A 13,711-nucleotide genomic window follows, 5' to 3' on the forward strand; every position below is an offset into this window, starting at 1 on the left:
CATGACCGACGCGGCGCAACTCGATCCGTTCGGCGGTCTGGGCGATCCCGGCGACGCCCTGTCCGAACGCGTCCTGAACCAGGATGAGATCGATAGCCTGCTGGGCTTCGACCTGGGCGACGACGACGGTTCCGAACGCTCGGGCATACGCGCCATCATCAACTCCGCGCTCGTCAGCTACGAGCGTCTGCCGATGTTGGAGATCGTGTTCGACCGCCTGGTGCGTCTGATGACGACCAGCCTTCGCAACTTCACCTCTGACAACGTCGAAGTCAGCCTGGACAATATCTCCTCCATCCGGTTCGGCGATTATCTGAACTCGATCCCGCTGCCGGCCATCCTGGCGGTGTTTCGCGCCGAAGAGCTGGACAACTACGGTCTGCTGACGGTCGATTCCAACCTGATCTATTCGATCGTCGATGTGCTGCTGGGCGGTCGTCGCGGCACGGCGGCGCTGCGCATCGAAGGCCGGCCCTACACCACCATCGAGCGGGTGCTGGTGCAGCGGATGGTCGAGGTCGTGCTGAACGACGCCCGCCAGGCGTTCGAGCCCCTGACCCCGGTTCACTTCAACCTGGACCGGCTGGAGACCAACCCGCGCTTCGCCGCCATCGCGCGTCCCGCCAACGCCGCCATCCTGATCAAGCTGCGGATCGACATGGAGGATCGCGGCGGCCGTATCGAGCTGCTGCTGCCCTATGCGACGCTGGAGCCGATCCGCAAGATGCTGCTGCAGCAGTTCATGGGTGAGAAGTTCGGCCGCGACAACATCTGGGAAGGCCACTTGGCCACCGAGATCTGGACGACCGAAACCGAAGTCCGCGCGGTCCTGGACGAACAGCAAATGCCTCTGTCCAGCGTGCTGAACCTCAAGGTCGGCGACACGATGATGCTGAACGCCACGCCGGATTCCGAGGTTTCGATCCGCGCCGGCTCCATTCCGCTGACCACCGGCCGCATGGGTCGCAAGGGACAGCACATCGCCATACGCGTCGAAGGGCCGGTCAATCCGGAAGTCGCCGCCCGCCTGGGAGTGAACATCTGATGGCCGGAATGATTATGGACGGCGTGCTGATGGTGCTGCTGATCGCGGCGGTCGGTTACGGCATCAAGCTGGAACGCAAGCTGGCCGCCCTGCGCGCCGGACAGCTGGCCTTCGCTCAGGCCGTCACCGAACTGAACGCCGCCGCCGGCCGCGCCGAAAATGCGCTCGCCACCCTTCGGGCCTCTGGTCAGGAAACGGATCTGCTGCACGACCGGATTATCAAGGCGCGTGAGGTCAAGGCCCAGCTGGAGACCCTGATCGCCCGCGCGCCGGCCATGGCGCCGGTGCGGATCGTCGAGGAAGAACTCGCCCGTCGCGCACCCCCGGCCGCCCTGGCTCCGGCGCCGGCCGCAACCGAAGACGAGGAGCGGGCTGAGCGCATGGCCGCTCTGGCGCAACGCATCCAGGGACTGGCCAGTCCCTCTTCGAACCGTCGCAATGAAGCGGCTGCGCCCGCCGGGCGCGACAATGTCGCCGCCATCGTTCAGGCCCTGACGGCCGGACGCTCCGCTAACCATTCCGCCAAACAAAGCCTCAACGCCGCGCGTCGTAATCTCGACGACGACCTGTTCGCCGCCTGAGTTCGGAACCCCATTTCATGGCCCGCCTTCCCCGCATCCTGCCCCTGATCGCCATCGCCATCGGCGGGGTCGTCGCCGTGCGCGCCGTCGGCGTCGCGCCGGGCCTGTTCGACGGGGCCAAGGCCTGGGCCGAGGAGGCGGTTCCCGCTGCGGCCGGCGCGCCGCCCAAGCCGGCTCTGCCCGGAACCTGTTCCGCCTTGTCTCCCGAACAGCTGGCCCAGCAGGCGGGGATTTCGCCGGCCGAGCTGAAGATCATCCAGTCGTTGTCGCAGCGCCGCGCGGCGCTGGACGCGCGTGATCAGGACTTCGCCACCACCCTGCCGCTGATGGTCGCCGCCGAGCAGAAGCTGGACGCCAAGGTCAAGGCGCTGGAAGCCTTGAAGGCCGAGATGAAACAGATGCTCGGCCAGGTCGACGAGCGCGAGAAGGCCGAGATCGATCGTCTGGTTCAGGTCTATTCCGCCATGCGTCCCAAGGAGGCCGCCCCGGTCATGGCCGCGCTGGAGGACCGGGTGCGCCTGCCGGTCGCCGCCGCCATGCGTCCGCGCACCCTGGCCGCCATCATGGCCCAGATGAGCGCGCCGCAAGCCAAGGAACTGACCGAAAAGCTCGCCGCCCGGTTCCAGGCCCAGCAGATGGCCGCTCGCGCCGCCGCCGCCGAAGCCACGCCCCCTCCGGCTGCTACGCCTACCGCTGCTGCGCCAGCCGCCACGACCCCGCCCGCGACACCGACGGCTCAGCCCGCCGCCGCCCCGACGACCCGTCCGACGCCGCGCCCGGCCGCCAACCGTCCCGCTGCGCGACCGGCGGCTCGCCCGGCCGCGACTCCGGCGCGCCGTGCCGCCGCCACGCCTGCGGCTGCTCCCGCCGCGACCGGCCCGCAGGCCTATCAGCCGTCAGCGGCCCCCAACGCCCAGCCCCGGCAAACTGTGCAGTAACCTTAAGTGTAATCTCGACGCTGACGTTTCGTCTCGACAGCGCGCACTGTTCGACCAATGATCTTCGAACGCTCCGTCAGAGAGCGATGACATCGAGGATCTGCGCCATGATCGGCGAACTGCTTTACGTGGCGCACCGCATGCGCCGGGCCATCATACTCGCCGTTCCGGCGGTCGGAACCGTGATGATGGCCGCCGTCGCCCAGCACTATCACCTGCTGCCCTAGGGTCTTCGAACCCGGTTTCCGCCCGGTTTCGGATTGGCAGGGCGCGCCAGCGCGTCTATCACCGCGCCTTCCCGAGATCTGAGCCCGACCAACGCCATGTCCGACACGCCCCCCGATCGCCTTTCGGTCGACCCTTCCAGCCCGCATCACGACGCCGAGGTCCTGCAACGCGGCGTCGGCATTCGCTTCAAGGGCGAAGAGAAGACCAATGTCGAGGAATATTGCGTGTCCGAAGGCTGGGTGCGTCTGGCGCTCGGCAACCGCGTGGATCGCAAGGGCAAGGCCCTGACCGTGAAACTGCAGGGTCCGGTCGAACCCTATTTCCAGAACGACTGAACCTACCTAGGGTCCGGCTCTCATCTGAATCCGGAGCCTGCCTATGTCCATCCGTCTGCTGACCGCCAGCGCCGTCGCCCTGGGTCTTGTCGCGTTTATCCCGGCGGCCAAGGCTCAGGATGCGGCGACGGTGCAGCAGGCGATCGTCGTGCGCGACGCCGCGATGCGCTCGAACATCGCCATGGACTATGTCACCCAGCTGACGACGCGGTTCGGCGCGCGCCCGGCGGGTTCCCGTTCCGAACAGCAGGCCGCCGCCTGGGCCGCCGACTATCTGCGCGCCAACGGCTTCCAGAATGTCCGCATCGACGAGTTCCCACTGGTCGGCTGGGAGCGGGGCGAAAGCTCGGCCGCCATCGTCGGCGACAACGCCCAGGCCCTGGTCGCTGCGGCTCTGGGCCACTCGCCGGCCACGCCGAGGGGCGGTGTCGAGGCGGAGATCGTGCGCTTCTCCACCTTCGAAGACCTGCAGGCCGCGCCCGAGGCCGCCGTCCGCGGCAAGATCGTCTATGTCGATCTGGGCCAGATGCACCCGATGCAGGACGGCTCGGGCTATGGTCCCCAGACCCGCGTGCGCGGCGCCGGCCCCGGCGTGGCGGCCGCCAAGGGCGCGGCGGCCTTCGTCATGCGCTCGGTGGGCTCTGACGAGGACCGGATGCCGCACACCGGCACGACCCGCTATGTCGACGGCAAGCCGACCATTCCCGCCTTCGCGCTGGCTGCGCCCGACGCCGATCAGGTCAGCCGCCTGGTCGCCCTGGGCCAGCCGGTGCGCATGCGTCTGACCTCGACCGCCCGCACCTATCGCACCACCAGCCAGAACGTGATCGGCGATCTGCCGGGCGCCACGCGCCCCGACGAGATCATCGTCTTGGGCTCCCACATGGACAGCTGGGACCTGGGCACTGGCGCCATCGACGACGGGGCAGGGGGCGCCATCACCATCGCCGCCGCCAAGGCCATCGCCGACAGCGGCCGCCGTCCAGCCCGAACCCTGCGCGTCATCTTCTACGGTTCGGAAGAAGTGGCCCAGCCGACCGCCCAGACCGGCAACGGCGGCGGCGTCTACGCGCGCGGCCAGGGCGCGGCGCTGGACAAGCACATCATCGCCGGCGAGAGCGATTTCGGAGCCGACCGCGTCTATGCCCTGCGCCTGCCCGCCGGCGCGCAAGGCTCGGACTTCCAGAAGGCCGCGACCCGCGTTCTCTATCCGATCGGCGTCCTGGCCTCGGATCGGGTCGAGACCGAAGGCGGCGTCGATGTCGGACCGATGGGCCCGCTGGGCGTGCCCTTCTTCGGCCTGGCCCAGGACGGAACCCGCTATTTCGACCTGCACCACACCGCCAACGACACGCTGGACAAGATCGACCCGGCGCAACTGAACCAGAACGTCGCCGCCTGGGCGGGCCTGCTGTGGCTGATCGCCGACTCCGACGTGGACTTCCGGGCGATGATGCCCGCGACCACGCCGGCGACCCCGACACGCTGACGACTTGGAGACCCGGCCCGGTTCCGTCTATAGGAGCCGAACCGGGCCAGACCGGGCTGCGGGCGTGGCGAAACTGGTAGACGCAGCAGACTTAAAATCTGCCGGACGAAAGTCCTTGCCGGTTCAAGCCCGGCCGCCCGCACCACTCCGACTGCCACTCGATCAGAACGGGAAGAAGATCGGGATGGCGACCATGGCGGCGATCCAGGTGATCAGGTTCAAAGGCAGGCCGACGCGGACGAAGTCCATGTAGCTGTAGCCGCCCATGTTGAAGACCAGCACATTGGTCTGATAGCCGAATGGGGTGGCGAAGGCGGCAGAGGCCGCCATCATGACGCACACCAGGAAGGGTCGGGGATCCACGCCCAGGCTTTCGGCCAGGGCTACGGCGATGGGGGTAATCAAAACCGCGACCGTGGCGTTGGACAGCAGTTCGGTGGCGAACAGCGTCACGCCGTAAAGTACGATCAGGGCGCCCAGCGGCCCCAGCGGCCGGATCACGCCGATCAGACGATCTGCGCCGGCGGACGCCAGCCCCGTCACTTCGATGGCCGTGCCGACCACGACCATGCCGGCGATCAGCAGCAGGATTTCGGGGCGCAGTCCGGCATAGGCCTCTTCGGGTGTGATGACGCGCAGCAGGATCAGTCCGACGGCGCCGGCGAAGGCCGAGGCGGCGATCGGCGCCCATCCCAGCGCCGCCGACAGGATCACCAAAACAAACACGCCGAGCGAGATCGCAGCGGGCCTCAGCCGCAGCGGACGATCGGCGGCGCCATACAGTTCAACGTCGCCGAGATGCGCATCGCCCGACCCATCGACCTGGTTTCGCGATCCGCCCAGGCGCGGCAGGCCGAACGGCAGCAGGCGCTTGCGGCGATTGATGGCTTCGGCCTCTGCGCGGCGACGCGCCTCTTCCATTTCCGCCAAGCGCGCGGCTTCAACTTCATCCATGGCGACGGATCGGCCGAGTTGGCGCGCGCCCACGAAATAGAGCCACAGGCCGCCGACGACCGCGATGGCCAGCCCCACAGGCGTGATCTCAAACAGGCCGAAGACCGGCTGGCCGGCGTTGCGGGCCATGTCGTTGACGAGCAGGTTGGTCGAGGTGCCGATCAGCGTCAGCAGACCGCCCATGACCGTGACGTGGCTGAGCGGCATCAGAAAGCGTTTGGGCGACAGGCGAAGCGACTGGGCCACGTCGCGGATCACCGGCGCGGCCAAGACCACCACAGGGGTGTTGTTCAGAAAGCCGCCGACCGAACCGCACAGGCCGATGACGATCCAGATGCCCCGGGCGCCGATCCGGGCGGACAGCTGCGTCGCCTGTCGGATCAGCCAGCCCAAGAGGCCGGACAGTTCGATGGCGTAGGCGATGACGAACAGACCGGCCAAAGCGATGACCGCGGGACTGGCGAAGGCGCCCTGCACCTCAACCGGCCGCACGACGCCCAGCAGCAGGAGGACGGCGGCGCCCGTCAAGGCGACGACATCCGCCCGCATCTTGCCATGGATCAAGACGCCCACGACGGCGACAAGCACGGCGAGGGCGGCGATCTGGTCGAAAGTCATGATGCTGTGCAGACCGTCCCCCATGGCTCGCGTCAACCTTTTTCGGGTGAGCGCATCCCCCTCAGCGGTTCGCGTGTTAGGGTGGTTCCATGCTCGATCCGATTGCGTCGCCTCGTCTCCAGTTCGTCGTGCTTGCAGTATTCCTGTTGGCGCTCGCCGGCTGCCAGCGTGAGCCGCAGCCTGCGCCTGCTCCGGCCAAAAAATCCGAAACGCCGCCGGTCGTGACGGTCGCGCCAGCGCCGGTCCTGGACCGCGCCGGCCTGCTTCAGGCCATGGACATCGCCGCCTCGGCCTTCGCCGCAGGGCGCGAGGTCGGGGGCGTGTCTCTGGCAGGGCGTCGCTTTGTCGTGCGCCAAGCCTTTGGGTGCGGTGAGCCCGGCGACGCCGCCGGGGCCGCGGTCGATGGGCTGGCGACGGTCACGAGAGCGAAGGATAGACAGAGCCTGAAGGTCAGCCTGGCGCCGGCCGATTGGCTGCGGTCCGGCCTGATCGCAAACGACGACAGCAGCTTGGAGGCGGCCGAAGGCTTCTGGCTGGCCCGGCCGTGGCTGCGCACCGAGGCCTGCCCGGCGCTGGCACCCGCAGCCTCGGCTTCAAGCCCGGCCTCACCTCAAACGGCAGGGCTGGCCGCCGTATTCAAGCCGAACGGCGCGCGGACCGGCCGCCGAAACGGCCGCGCCTACGAGTTCACCCTGCGCGGCGAGGATGGGCAGCCGCCTGCGCCATCAGCACAGGGCTATCGTCTCGTGCTGGAAGGCCGGATGACCGCCTTCGCCGACGGCCGCGCCATCCACTGTCGTGCGGCTGCCCCTGATCAACGGCCGGTTTGCATCGGCGCAGTGCAACTCGACCGCGTCGCCTTCGAAGACGCCGACGGCCAGATGCTCAGCGAATGGCGCGACGGTTAGGTCTAGAACAGACTGATCGGAAAGCCGATCAACCCGGATGACTGCAGGTGCTCGATCCCTTCCATGACGGGGAGGGCGGCGAGGAAAACCAGGCCGTCGCGCAGGGTGCGGACGAAGAAGGCGGGACGGATGGTCAGTTCGTCGGCGTCGCGCCAGTGAGCGGGCTTGGGCAAGAAGCGCGGCGTGCGGGCGCAGTAGGCGGCATAGGGCGCGCCGAAATGTTCGGCCAGCCAAGCCTCTTCGCGACCGACCGTGCGCAGGAAGACCAGGAAGGTCGCCACGGCGAAGATGGCGCCGATGGTCACGCTGCCGGTCTGGGCGCCGACGCCGAAGGCGCCGATGAAGCTGAAGACATAGAGCGGGTTGCGCGTGATGGAGTAGGGGCCGCGATCGACGATCTCGGCCTTCTTGCGTCCGCCGATATAGAGCGAGCACCAGGCGCGACCGACGATGGCGACGATGATGGCGGCCAGGCCCAAGCCTTCGACGCCCTCATGCCATTCGCCGTCGAGGACGGCGACCGAGCGAACGCTGGCGGTCAGGACGATGAGGGCCAGCAGAACCAAGCCGGCGAACCATTTGCGACGGCGTTGAACGACGTCGAGCGACAGAGCGGGGGGAACAGGGCTCATGATGGATCTGTTCAGTGATGCTGCTGGGCGCGGACGAGCAAGGCGCGGGCCTCGGCCCTGCGACCGCGGTCGGCGACGGCGCGACCGGGACGGGCGGGGGCGTCGATAGCCTTTTGCAGATAGCGGGCGGCGCCGTTCCAGTCGTGTTCACGCACCAGCAGATCGCCCATGAAGAAGTTGGCGTCGACGTCGTTGGGCGCCATGGCCAGACCGCGCTGGAGGTAGTCGCGGGCGCGCTGACGGTTGCCGAAACCGATCGGAGCGCCCGGCACCTGGGCGTAGAGCGAACCGAGGCTGACATAGACCGAGCCGTTCAGCGCGCGCGGGTTGATCCGCTCGGCCTGTTCCAGTTCGGTGCGCGCCTCACGCACGAGGCCCAAAGCGCCGATGCCGCCCTTCAATCCCGCTTCCGAAGCGGTGATGATGGCGTCCCAGACCAGAGGTTCGGCGCGGTTGGGGCATTGGGCCACGACGGCGTCGGCCTGGGTGTTCAGCCGCGCCATTTCCGCCATTCGAACGCCTTGCGGGACCTCGAAATTCACATGGTCCCACGACTGCTGGAGACCGCGCGCGCGGTCGTCGCAGGCGTCGGCGTGGGCGACGGAGGCGACCGTCAGGGGGGCGGCCATCAGGGCCAGGGCGAACAGGGCGGTCTTCATGGCGTGTCTCTCCTTTTGTTCTGTGGTTCAGCCGGCGAACAGGGCGCGGGCCTTCAGGTCGTTGGACTTCAGGGCCCCGTCGATCAGGCCGGGCGCCAGGGCGTTGAGGCGGACGAACAGGCTTTCGGGGAAGCCGAGGTAGACGTCGCGGCGATCTGAGCGGATGGCGGCGACGATGCGGTCGGCGATCGGGTCCGGATCGTCAACGGCCATGCCGGTCAGGCGCGCATATTCGTCGACCTTAGCGGAGTTGAACGGCGTAGCCACTGCGCGGGGCGCGACATAGGTGACGCCGACGCCCGTGCCGGCCAGTTCGCGACGCAACGATTGGCTGAGCGCCCGCATCCCGGCCTTGGCGCTGGAATAGCTGGCGAAGTGGGCGAAGTTGATCGAGCCGAAGATCGATCCGACGTTGGCGATCTGGCCGTGCTTGCGCGCCTTCATGCCGGGCAGGACGGCCTGGGCCAGACGCGCCGGCGCGACCAGATTGACCATATAGGTCGCCAGCAGATGCTCGGGCGTCTGTTGCTCCAGCGGGCCGAAATGCTGGATGCCGGCGATATTGATTAGAATGTCCCAGGCGCGGCCGCCGGCCTGTTCGGCGACGCTGTCGAGGCCCTGCGGGGTGGACAGGTCGCCCACCAGGGTGTGATGGCCCGCCACCGGCGCGCGGGCGACGATCGTGACCCGACCGCCCCCGCGCTCGATCCGCTCGACCACGCGACGCCCCAAGGCGCCGGAGCCGCCGGTGATCAGGATGTTGCGATCCTCAAACTGCATCGACCGTCTCCCGCGCTGCGATGTGGGGGATGGAGGCGAAGACCCCGCCGAACAGGCCGAACATCACCTTGGCCATATGGACGATGGCGGCGCGGTCGTTTGCGTCCGAAACCCCGTCCAGCAGTTGTTTGAGGAACAGGATATGATCCTGATCCAGAGCCCCGTGGGAAATCAGATAGGTGAAGGCGGCGGGCGGGAGGCCGAGGCTCTGTTGCACGGCCTCGGCGCCGACGCTGGCCAGCTGAATGCTGGTGCCTTCCAGCACATAGACCATGCCGAAGAAGGCCATCGGATTGATGCGCTGGATGGTGTCATAGGCATAGGCCACCATCAGTTCGGTCGCGACGTTCGGGCCGTGCTGCACGGTCTGATCGGGGTCGCCGCCGGCAGCGCGGATGTCGTTCAGGATCCACTGCTCGTGGCCGGTTTCCTCGGCGATATAGTCGTCGAGCGCGGCCTTGAAGACGGCGTGATCGTCGTCCAGCCGCGCCCGGGCGGCCTGCATCAGCGGCACGGTGTGGCGGACGTGGTGATAGGCCTGGGCCAGATAGGCGACGTAGGTTTCGCGGCTGATGCGGCCGGCCAGACCGTCCCTGATTTGCGGGATAGCGGCGAAGGCGGCCCGCTCGGTTGCGGTCGCGGCGACCAGGGTTTCAAAAAACGACATGCGAACTCTCAGGCGGCTTGCGAGGTGGAGGGGGCGTAGGTGCGCAGCAGGGTCTCTCGACGCGGCCGACCGTTGGCGGTGACCTGACCGGCGGCGGGATCGAAGGGCGGCACCAGACGCCAGTCGCCGATGCGGGCGTAGTCGGGCAGGCGGGCGTTGGCGCGCGCGACGGCGGCTTCGACCTGGGCCGGTTCGGCGCCCGGCATCGCCACGATCAGGGCCGACAACGCCGCCTGCGCCTCGCCCATCGCCATGGCCTGAAGGATCTGGGGCTCGGCCAGAAGCTCGCTCTCGACCCATTCGGGCGCGACGTTGCGGCCGAAGGCGGTGATCAGGGTGTTGGCCTTGCGGCCTTCGATGGTGAGCCTTCCATCGGCGTCGAAGCGGCCGACGTCGCCGGTGTGCAGACGCTCCGGCGCTGGCGCCTGGCCGACGTAACCGAGGAAGGGATGGGGCGAGACCAGGATTTCGCCGTCGTCGGCCAGATGGACATCAAGGTGAGGCAGAGGCCGGCCGACCGTGCCGGGGCGGGCGTCGTCCGGACTGTTGAGCGCCACGACCGAGGCGCATTCGCTGAGGCCATAGCCCTCGACCACGGGCAGGCCGGCGTTGGCGGCGGCCTCCAGCAGGGCCGGGGACACGCGGGCGCCGCCGACCGCGATCATCTCCAGCCGATGATCCAGCCGCATCACGCTTTGAGCAGCGATCAGGCCGCGCAGCAGTTCGGGAACCAGGATCAGGGTCGTGGCGCCGGTCTGGACAACGGTGGTCAGCAGGCGCGCGAAGTCGGGGCGGAAGGCCTGGCCCATCCCGGCTTCGGCCAGGCTGGCGGCGTGATAGCGGCCGCCGGCCAGAAGCGTCGCATACAGGCCGGCGACATTCTCCAGCAGCACCGCCAGCGGCAGCACCGGCAGATGCAGCCCGGCGCGGTCCCGGCCCAGGACCTGAACCAGAGAGGCGGCGACCGCCTCCATCTGATCCTGCGACAGGCAGACGCCCTTGGGCGCGCCGGTCGAGCCGGAGGTGTAGGTGATCTTGGCCGTGCCGGGATGCAGATCGCGCACCGGCAGCCCTGTCGGCGTCAGCCGGATGGGCGCGCCGCCCGCCGTCAGCTCGCCCGGAGCGCCCGGCGTGATCAGCAGCCCCGCGCCGGCGTCGGCCAAGGCGTGATCGCGTTGAGCGGCCGTGAAGAAGGGCGGGATCGGCACGCTCGGCCGCTGGGCGAGGATCAACGCCAGATCGACGACGGCCCAGGCCGGTCCGTTGTCGAGCAGGACGCCGACCGGAGATCGATCATCGGCCAGCGTGGTCGCCAGCTGACCGACCTGCGCCAGCAGTTCGGCTGCGGTCAGCGAACCCTCGGCCCACTGAATCACCACATCATCGGGCGTGGAGCGGGCGCGACGCGACAGGGCGTGCAGAACGGCGCTCATGAGCGATCCTCGTAGTGCAGGCGGGTGCGGACGGCCCGTCCGACCGGCGCCGTTTCGGAGAAGTGATCCAGCGGCGCGGTCGCCGCGTCGATCGAGCCGGCCAGCACCACCGGATCGGTCTGATAGTAGGCGCCCCAGCTGCCGCCGCCGTCGTCCAGGCGGCGCGGATCGGCGCGCGCAAGTTGAAGCGCGCCAAGACCGGCCTTGTGGAAGATGCGGCGCAGTTCGTCGGTCGCGGTGGCGACGGCGAACCTGAGACCTTCGGACTGCAGATGATGGGCCATGGCGGCGAACAGGAAGACGGTCGCGCCCTGTCCGCTGGAGGCCAGGCTGCCGATCTCGACCACCTGCGCGCGGTCAATGACGGCGCCGATGGCCTGGCTCAGCACCGTTTCGATGGACCCGTCCAGGTACTGCTCGAGATACAGAGGCGCCTCGGCGGCGTGCCGGAAGCCGACGGCGGCATAGATGACGCCCGCCTCATCCTGAACGCTCATCAGGGTCGGGAAATGGGCCTGGATCTGGCCGCCATAGGCCTCGGCATAGGCCGCCTCGATGAACTGCTCCACGCGGCGACGTTCGCCTCGGCAGGGGTCGTCGAACCGGATGATGCGCGACGACAGCGTGCGGCGCACGCGCGGCCGAACCGGATCGGCGTCTTCGGGCAGGCGGAGTGGAAACATGCGGGCCTCGGGCCAGGGGACTTCGGGCCAGAGACGACGCGGTGCGGCGACCCCCGCAAAAAAATCTTTCGCCGTCGCAATCGCGGTTGCCGCAGAGGGCGCAGCAACCCACGATGGGGTGGTGAACGCCTCTTCCGGTCCCCCTCAGCACGACCCGAGCCGACCGGCGCGGCAAGCCCTGGCGGATGCGTGGCTGGACAGCCGCCCGGCCCTGGTGCGCTTTCTGACGGCGCGCACGGGATCGTCGGCTGCGGCCGAAGATCTGGCGCAGGATGTCTGGGTGCGGCTGCAATCCATGACCGATGAGGCCGCCGCCGAGGTACGCCACCCGCAGGCCTTCCTCTATCGGATCGCCGCCAATCTGGCGCTGGATGCGTCCAAGGCCCAGCGTCGTGCGGGCGCGCGCGATCTGGAATGGCGGCGCGCTTCCGCTATCGATGATGCGGCCGAAGCCCAGGATGCGCCGTCGGCCGAGGACGCCGTCTGGGCCAAGCTGAAACTGGAAAAGGTCGTCGCCGCGATCGACCGGATGCCGCCCAAGGCCGCGGAGGCCTTCCGTCTGCACAAGATGGCCGGGCTCAGCCAGGCCGAGGTCGCCGAACGGATGGGCGTCTCGCGCAGCGCGGTTGAAAAATACGTTTCCGCCTCGCTGAAGGAACTGCTGCTGCGGGTCGGTTGGCCATGACGACCGGATTTCGCCATTTTTCGTTGAGGATGCGGCGCGACCGCGTCGTCTCTCCCCCAAAGCCCGCTCGGGCCCGGACCGGATCATGACTCAGGACGCCGTCATCAAGGACGAGGAGATCGCCGCCCAGGCCGCCGCCTGGGTCGTGCGTCTGCGCGCCGATGACGTGACGATTGCGGACATCGACGCGGCGACGGCCTGGCTCGATCAAGACCCGGCCCATCGGCGCGCCTTCGACGAGGCCGAGGGGCTGTGGGCGGCGTCGGATGTCCTAGACGACCGTTCCGACGTTAAGCCGGCGTCGGTCATCGACCTGTCGGCGCACCGCGAGCGGCGCAACGGACCGGGGCGGCGATGGATGGTGGCGGTCCCGGCGATGGCTGCGGTTCTCGCCGCGGCGATCTTCCTGGGTCCGTTGCTGCAAACCGCGCCGACAGTGGTGTACAGCACCGCGCCCGGCGAAACGCGGACGGTGACTCTGGACGACGGATCACGGCTTCAGATCAACGGCGGCTCGACCCTGTCGGTGAAGATGGAGCGAGGACGGCGTCTGGTGCATATGGATCAGGCCGAGGCGACCTTCGATGTCGCGCATGACGCCGGCCGACCCTTCCTGATCGATGTCGGCGAAAGCCAGGTGCGCGTGGTCGGCACGGCGTTCAACATCCGCAGATCCGCCGATGACACCCAGGTTGCGGTGCTGCGGGGCGTCGTCGAGGTCAGCGACCTGAAACAGCCCGCGCGGCGGGTGCGTCTGACGGTCGGTCAGTCGGTTCAGCGCGACGACGCCGACGACCGGATGACCGTGGCCCCCGTCGATGTCCGCACCTCCGCCGCCTGGACCCAGGGGCGACGGGCCTATGACGATCGGCCTCTGCGAGAGATCGCCGCCGACCTCAGCCGCGCCTTCGCCACGCCGGTTTCTGTGGCGCCGAACGCGGCGAACCTGCGCTTTTCCGGCACGCTGGTGCTTGATGACGAAGCGGCGGTGATCGGCCGGCTGGAACGGTTCCTGCCGATCAAGGCCACTCGCGGGCCGCAAGGGGTTCGTCTAGAACGGCGCTGAACCTGCTTCG

At 68.5% G+C, this 13,711-nt stretch carries 16 protein-coding genes and 1 tRNA gene; 10 read left to right on the forward strand and 7 right to left on the reverse strand.

Features of this window, described 5'->3' with window-relative positions:
- Position 1 precedes the first annotated feature (1 nt).
- The 7 genes from fliM to ASF81_RS01560 all read left to right on the forward strand — a co-directional run bounded on the left by fliM (position 2) and on the right by ASF81_RS01560 (position 4,761).
- Complete coding sequence (gene fliM / locus ASF81_RS01535; RefSeq protein ID WP_055803902.1) at positions 2-1,045, forward strand: flagellar motor switch protein FliM; 1,044 nt, start codon at positions 2-4, stop codon at positions 1,043-1,045.
- A complete protein-coding gene (locus ASF81_RS01540) occupies positions 1,045-1,626 on the forward strand; it encodes a DUF6468 domain-containing protein (RefSeq protein WP_055803905.1) in 582 nt (193 codons plus the stop codon). The genes fliM and ASF81_RS01540 overlap by 1 nt, the downstream gene beginning before the upstream one ends.
- A 17-nt stretch (positions 1,627-1,643) precedes the next feature.
- Positions 1,644-2,564: a MotE family protein gene (locus ASF81_RS01545; protein ID WP_055803909.1), complete on the forward strand. Its 921-nt coding sequence runs from the start codon at positions 1,644-1,646 to the stop codon at positions 2,562-2,564.
- Between the two features lie 86 nt (positions 2,565-2,650).
- A complete protein-coding gene (locus tag ASF81_RS14945) occupies positions 2,651-2,791 on the forward strand; it encodes a hypothetical protein (RefSeq protein WP_156363106.1) in 141 nt (46 codons plus the stop codon).
- A gap of 96 nt (positions 2,792-2,887) precedes the next feature.
- Positions 2,888-3,127: a DUF3297 family protein gene (locus tag ASF81_RS01550; protein ID WP_045810378.1), complete on the forward strand. Its 240-nt coding sequence runs from the start codon at positions 2,888-2,890 to the stop codon at positions 3,125-3,127.
- 43 nt (positions 3,128-3,170) lie between these two features.
- Positions 3,171-4,616, forward strand: coding sequence for a M20/M25/M40 family metallo-hydrolase (locus ASF81_RS01555; protein ID WP_055803912.1), 1,446 nt, complete (start codon positions 3,171-3,173; stop codon positions 4,614-4,616).
- Positions 4,617-4,674: 58 nt separating this feature from the next.
- Positions 4,675-4,761 (forward strand) — tRNA-Leu (locus ASF81_RS01560).
- Between the two features lie 17 nt (positions 4,762-4,778).
- Here ASF81_RS01560 and ASF81_RS01565 read toward each other — a convergent pair.
- Positions 4,779-6,188, reverse strand: coding sequence for an SLC13 family permease (locus ASF81_RS01565; protein ID WP_055805299.1), 1,410 nt, complete (start codon positions 6,186-6,188; stop codon positions 4,779-4,781).
- 89 nt (positions 6,189-6,277) lie between these two features.
- On the opposite strand from ASF81_RS01565, the gene ASF81_RS01570 reads away from it, so the two are divergent.
- The gene (locus tag ASF81_RS01570) at positions 6,278-7,096 is read left to right on the forward strand and encodes a hypothetical protein (RefSeq protein ID WP_055803916.1); all 819 of its coding nucleotides are present in this window, start codon (positions 6,278-6,280) and stop codon (positions 7,094-7,096) included.
- A 2-nt stretch (positions 7,097-7,098) separates the two neighbouring features.
- On the opposite strand, the gene ASF81_RS01575 is transcribed toward ASF81_RS01570, so the two are convergent.
- Genes ASF81_RS01575 through ASF81_RS01600 form a run of 6 tightly spaced genes read right to left on the reverse strand, consistent with a single transcriptional unit; the run spans position 7,099 to position 11,950 of the window.
- Complete coding sequence (locus ASF81_RS01575; RefSeq protein ID WP_055803919.1) at positions 7,099-7,728, reverse strand: isoprenylcysteine carboxylmethyltransferase family protein; 630 nt, start codon at positions 7,726-7,728, stop codon at positions 7,099-7,101.
- 11 nt (positions 7,729-7,739) lie between these two features.
- A complete protein-coding gene (locus tag ASF81_RS01580) occupies positions 7,740-8,387 on the reverse strand; it encodes a lipopolysaccharide assembly protein LapB (protein ID WP_055803922.1) in 648 nt (215 codons plus the stop codon).
- Between the two features lie 27 nt (positions 8,388-8,414).
- On the reverse strand, positions 8,415-9,167 hold the full coding sequence (locus ASF81_RS01585; protein WP_055803924.1) for an SDR family NAD(P)-dependent oxidoreductase: 753 nt from the start codon (positions 9,165-9,167) through the stop codon (positions 8,415-8,417).
- A complete protein-coding gene (locus ASF81_RS01590; protein ID WP_055803927.1) occupies positions 9,157-9,834 on the reverse strand; it encodes a TenA family transcriptional regulator in 678 nt (225 codons plus the stop codon). The genes ASF81_RS01585 and ASF81_RS01590 overlap by 11 nt, the downstream gene beginning before the upstream one ends.
- Before the next feature lie 8 nt (positions 9,835-9,842).
- Entirely contained in the window at positions 9,843-11,267 is a 1,425-nt protein-coding gene (locus ASF81_RS01595) for an AMP-binding protein (RefSeq protein WP_055803930.1), read from the reverse strand.
- On the reverse strand, positions 11,264-11,950 hold the full coding sequence (locus ASF81_RS01600) for a thermostable hemolysin (protein ID WP_055803933.1): 687 nt from the start codon (positions 11,948-11,950) through the stop codon (positions 11,264-11,266). The genes ASF81_RS01595 and ASF81_RS01600 overlap by 4 nt, the downstream gene beginning before the upstream one ends.
- 121 nt (positions 11,951-12,071) lie before the next feature.
- Here ASF81_RS01600 and ASF81_RS01605 point away from each other — a divergent pair, with 121 nt between their 5' ends.
- Together ASF81_RS01605 and ASF81_RS01610 are read left to right on the forward strand one after the other, a co-directional pair.
- Positions 12,072-12,635, forward strand: coding sequence for an RNA polymerase sigma factor (locus ASF81_RS01605; protein WP_235559185.1), 564 nt, complete (start codon positions 12,072-12,074; stop codon positions 12,633-12,635).
- 85 nt (positions 12,636-12,720) lie between these two features.
- Positions 12,721-13,701 carry a FecR domain-containing protein gene (locus ASF81_RS01610; protein ID WP_055803939.1) on the forward strand — a complete coding sequence of 327 codons (981 nt, stop codon included), beginning with the start codon at positions 12,721-12,723 and terminating at the stop codon, positions 13,699-13,701.
- The last annotated feature ends 10 nt before the right edge of the window (positions 13,702-13,711 follow it).

This window comes from Brevundimonas sp. Leaf168, assembly GCF_001423685.1.
GTDB lineage: Bacteria > Pseudomonadota > Alphaproteobacteria > Caulobacterales > Caulobacteraceae > Brevundimonas > Brevundimonas vesicularis_C.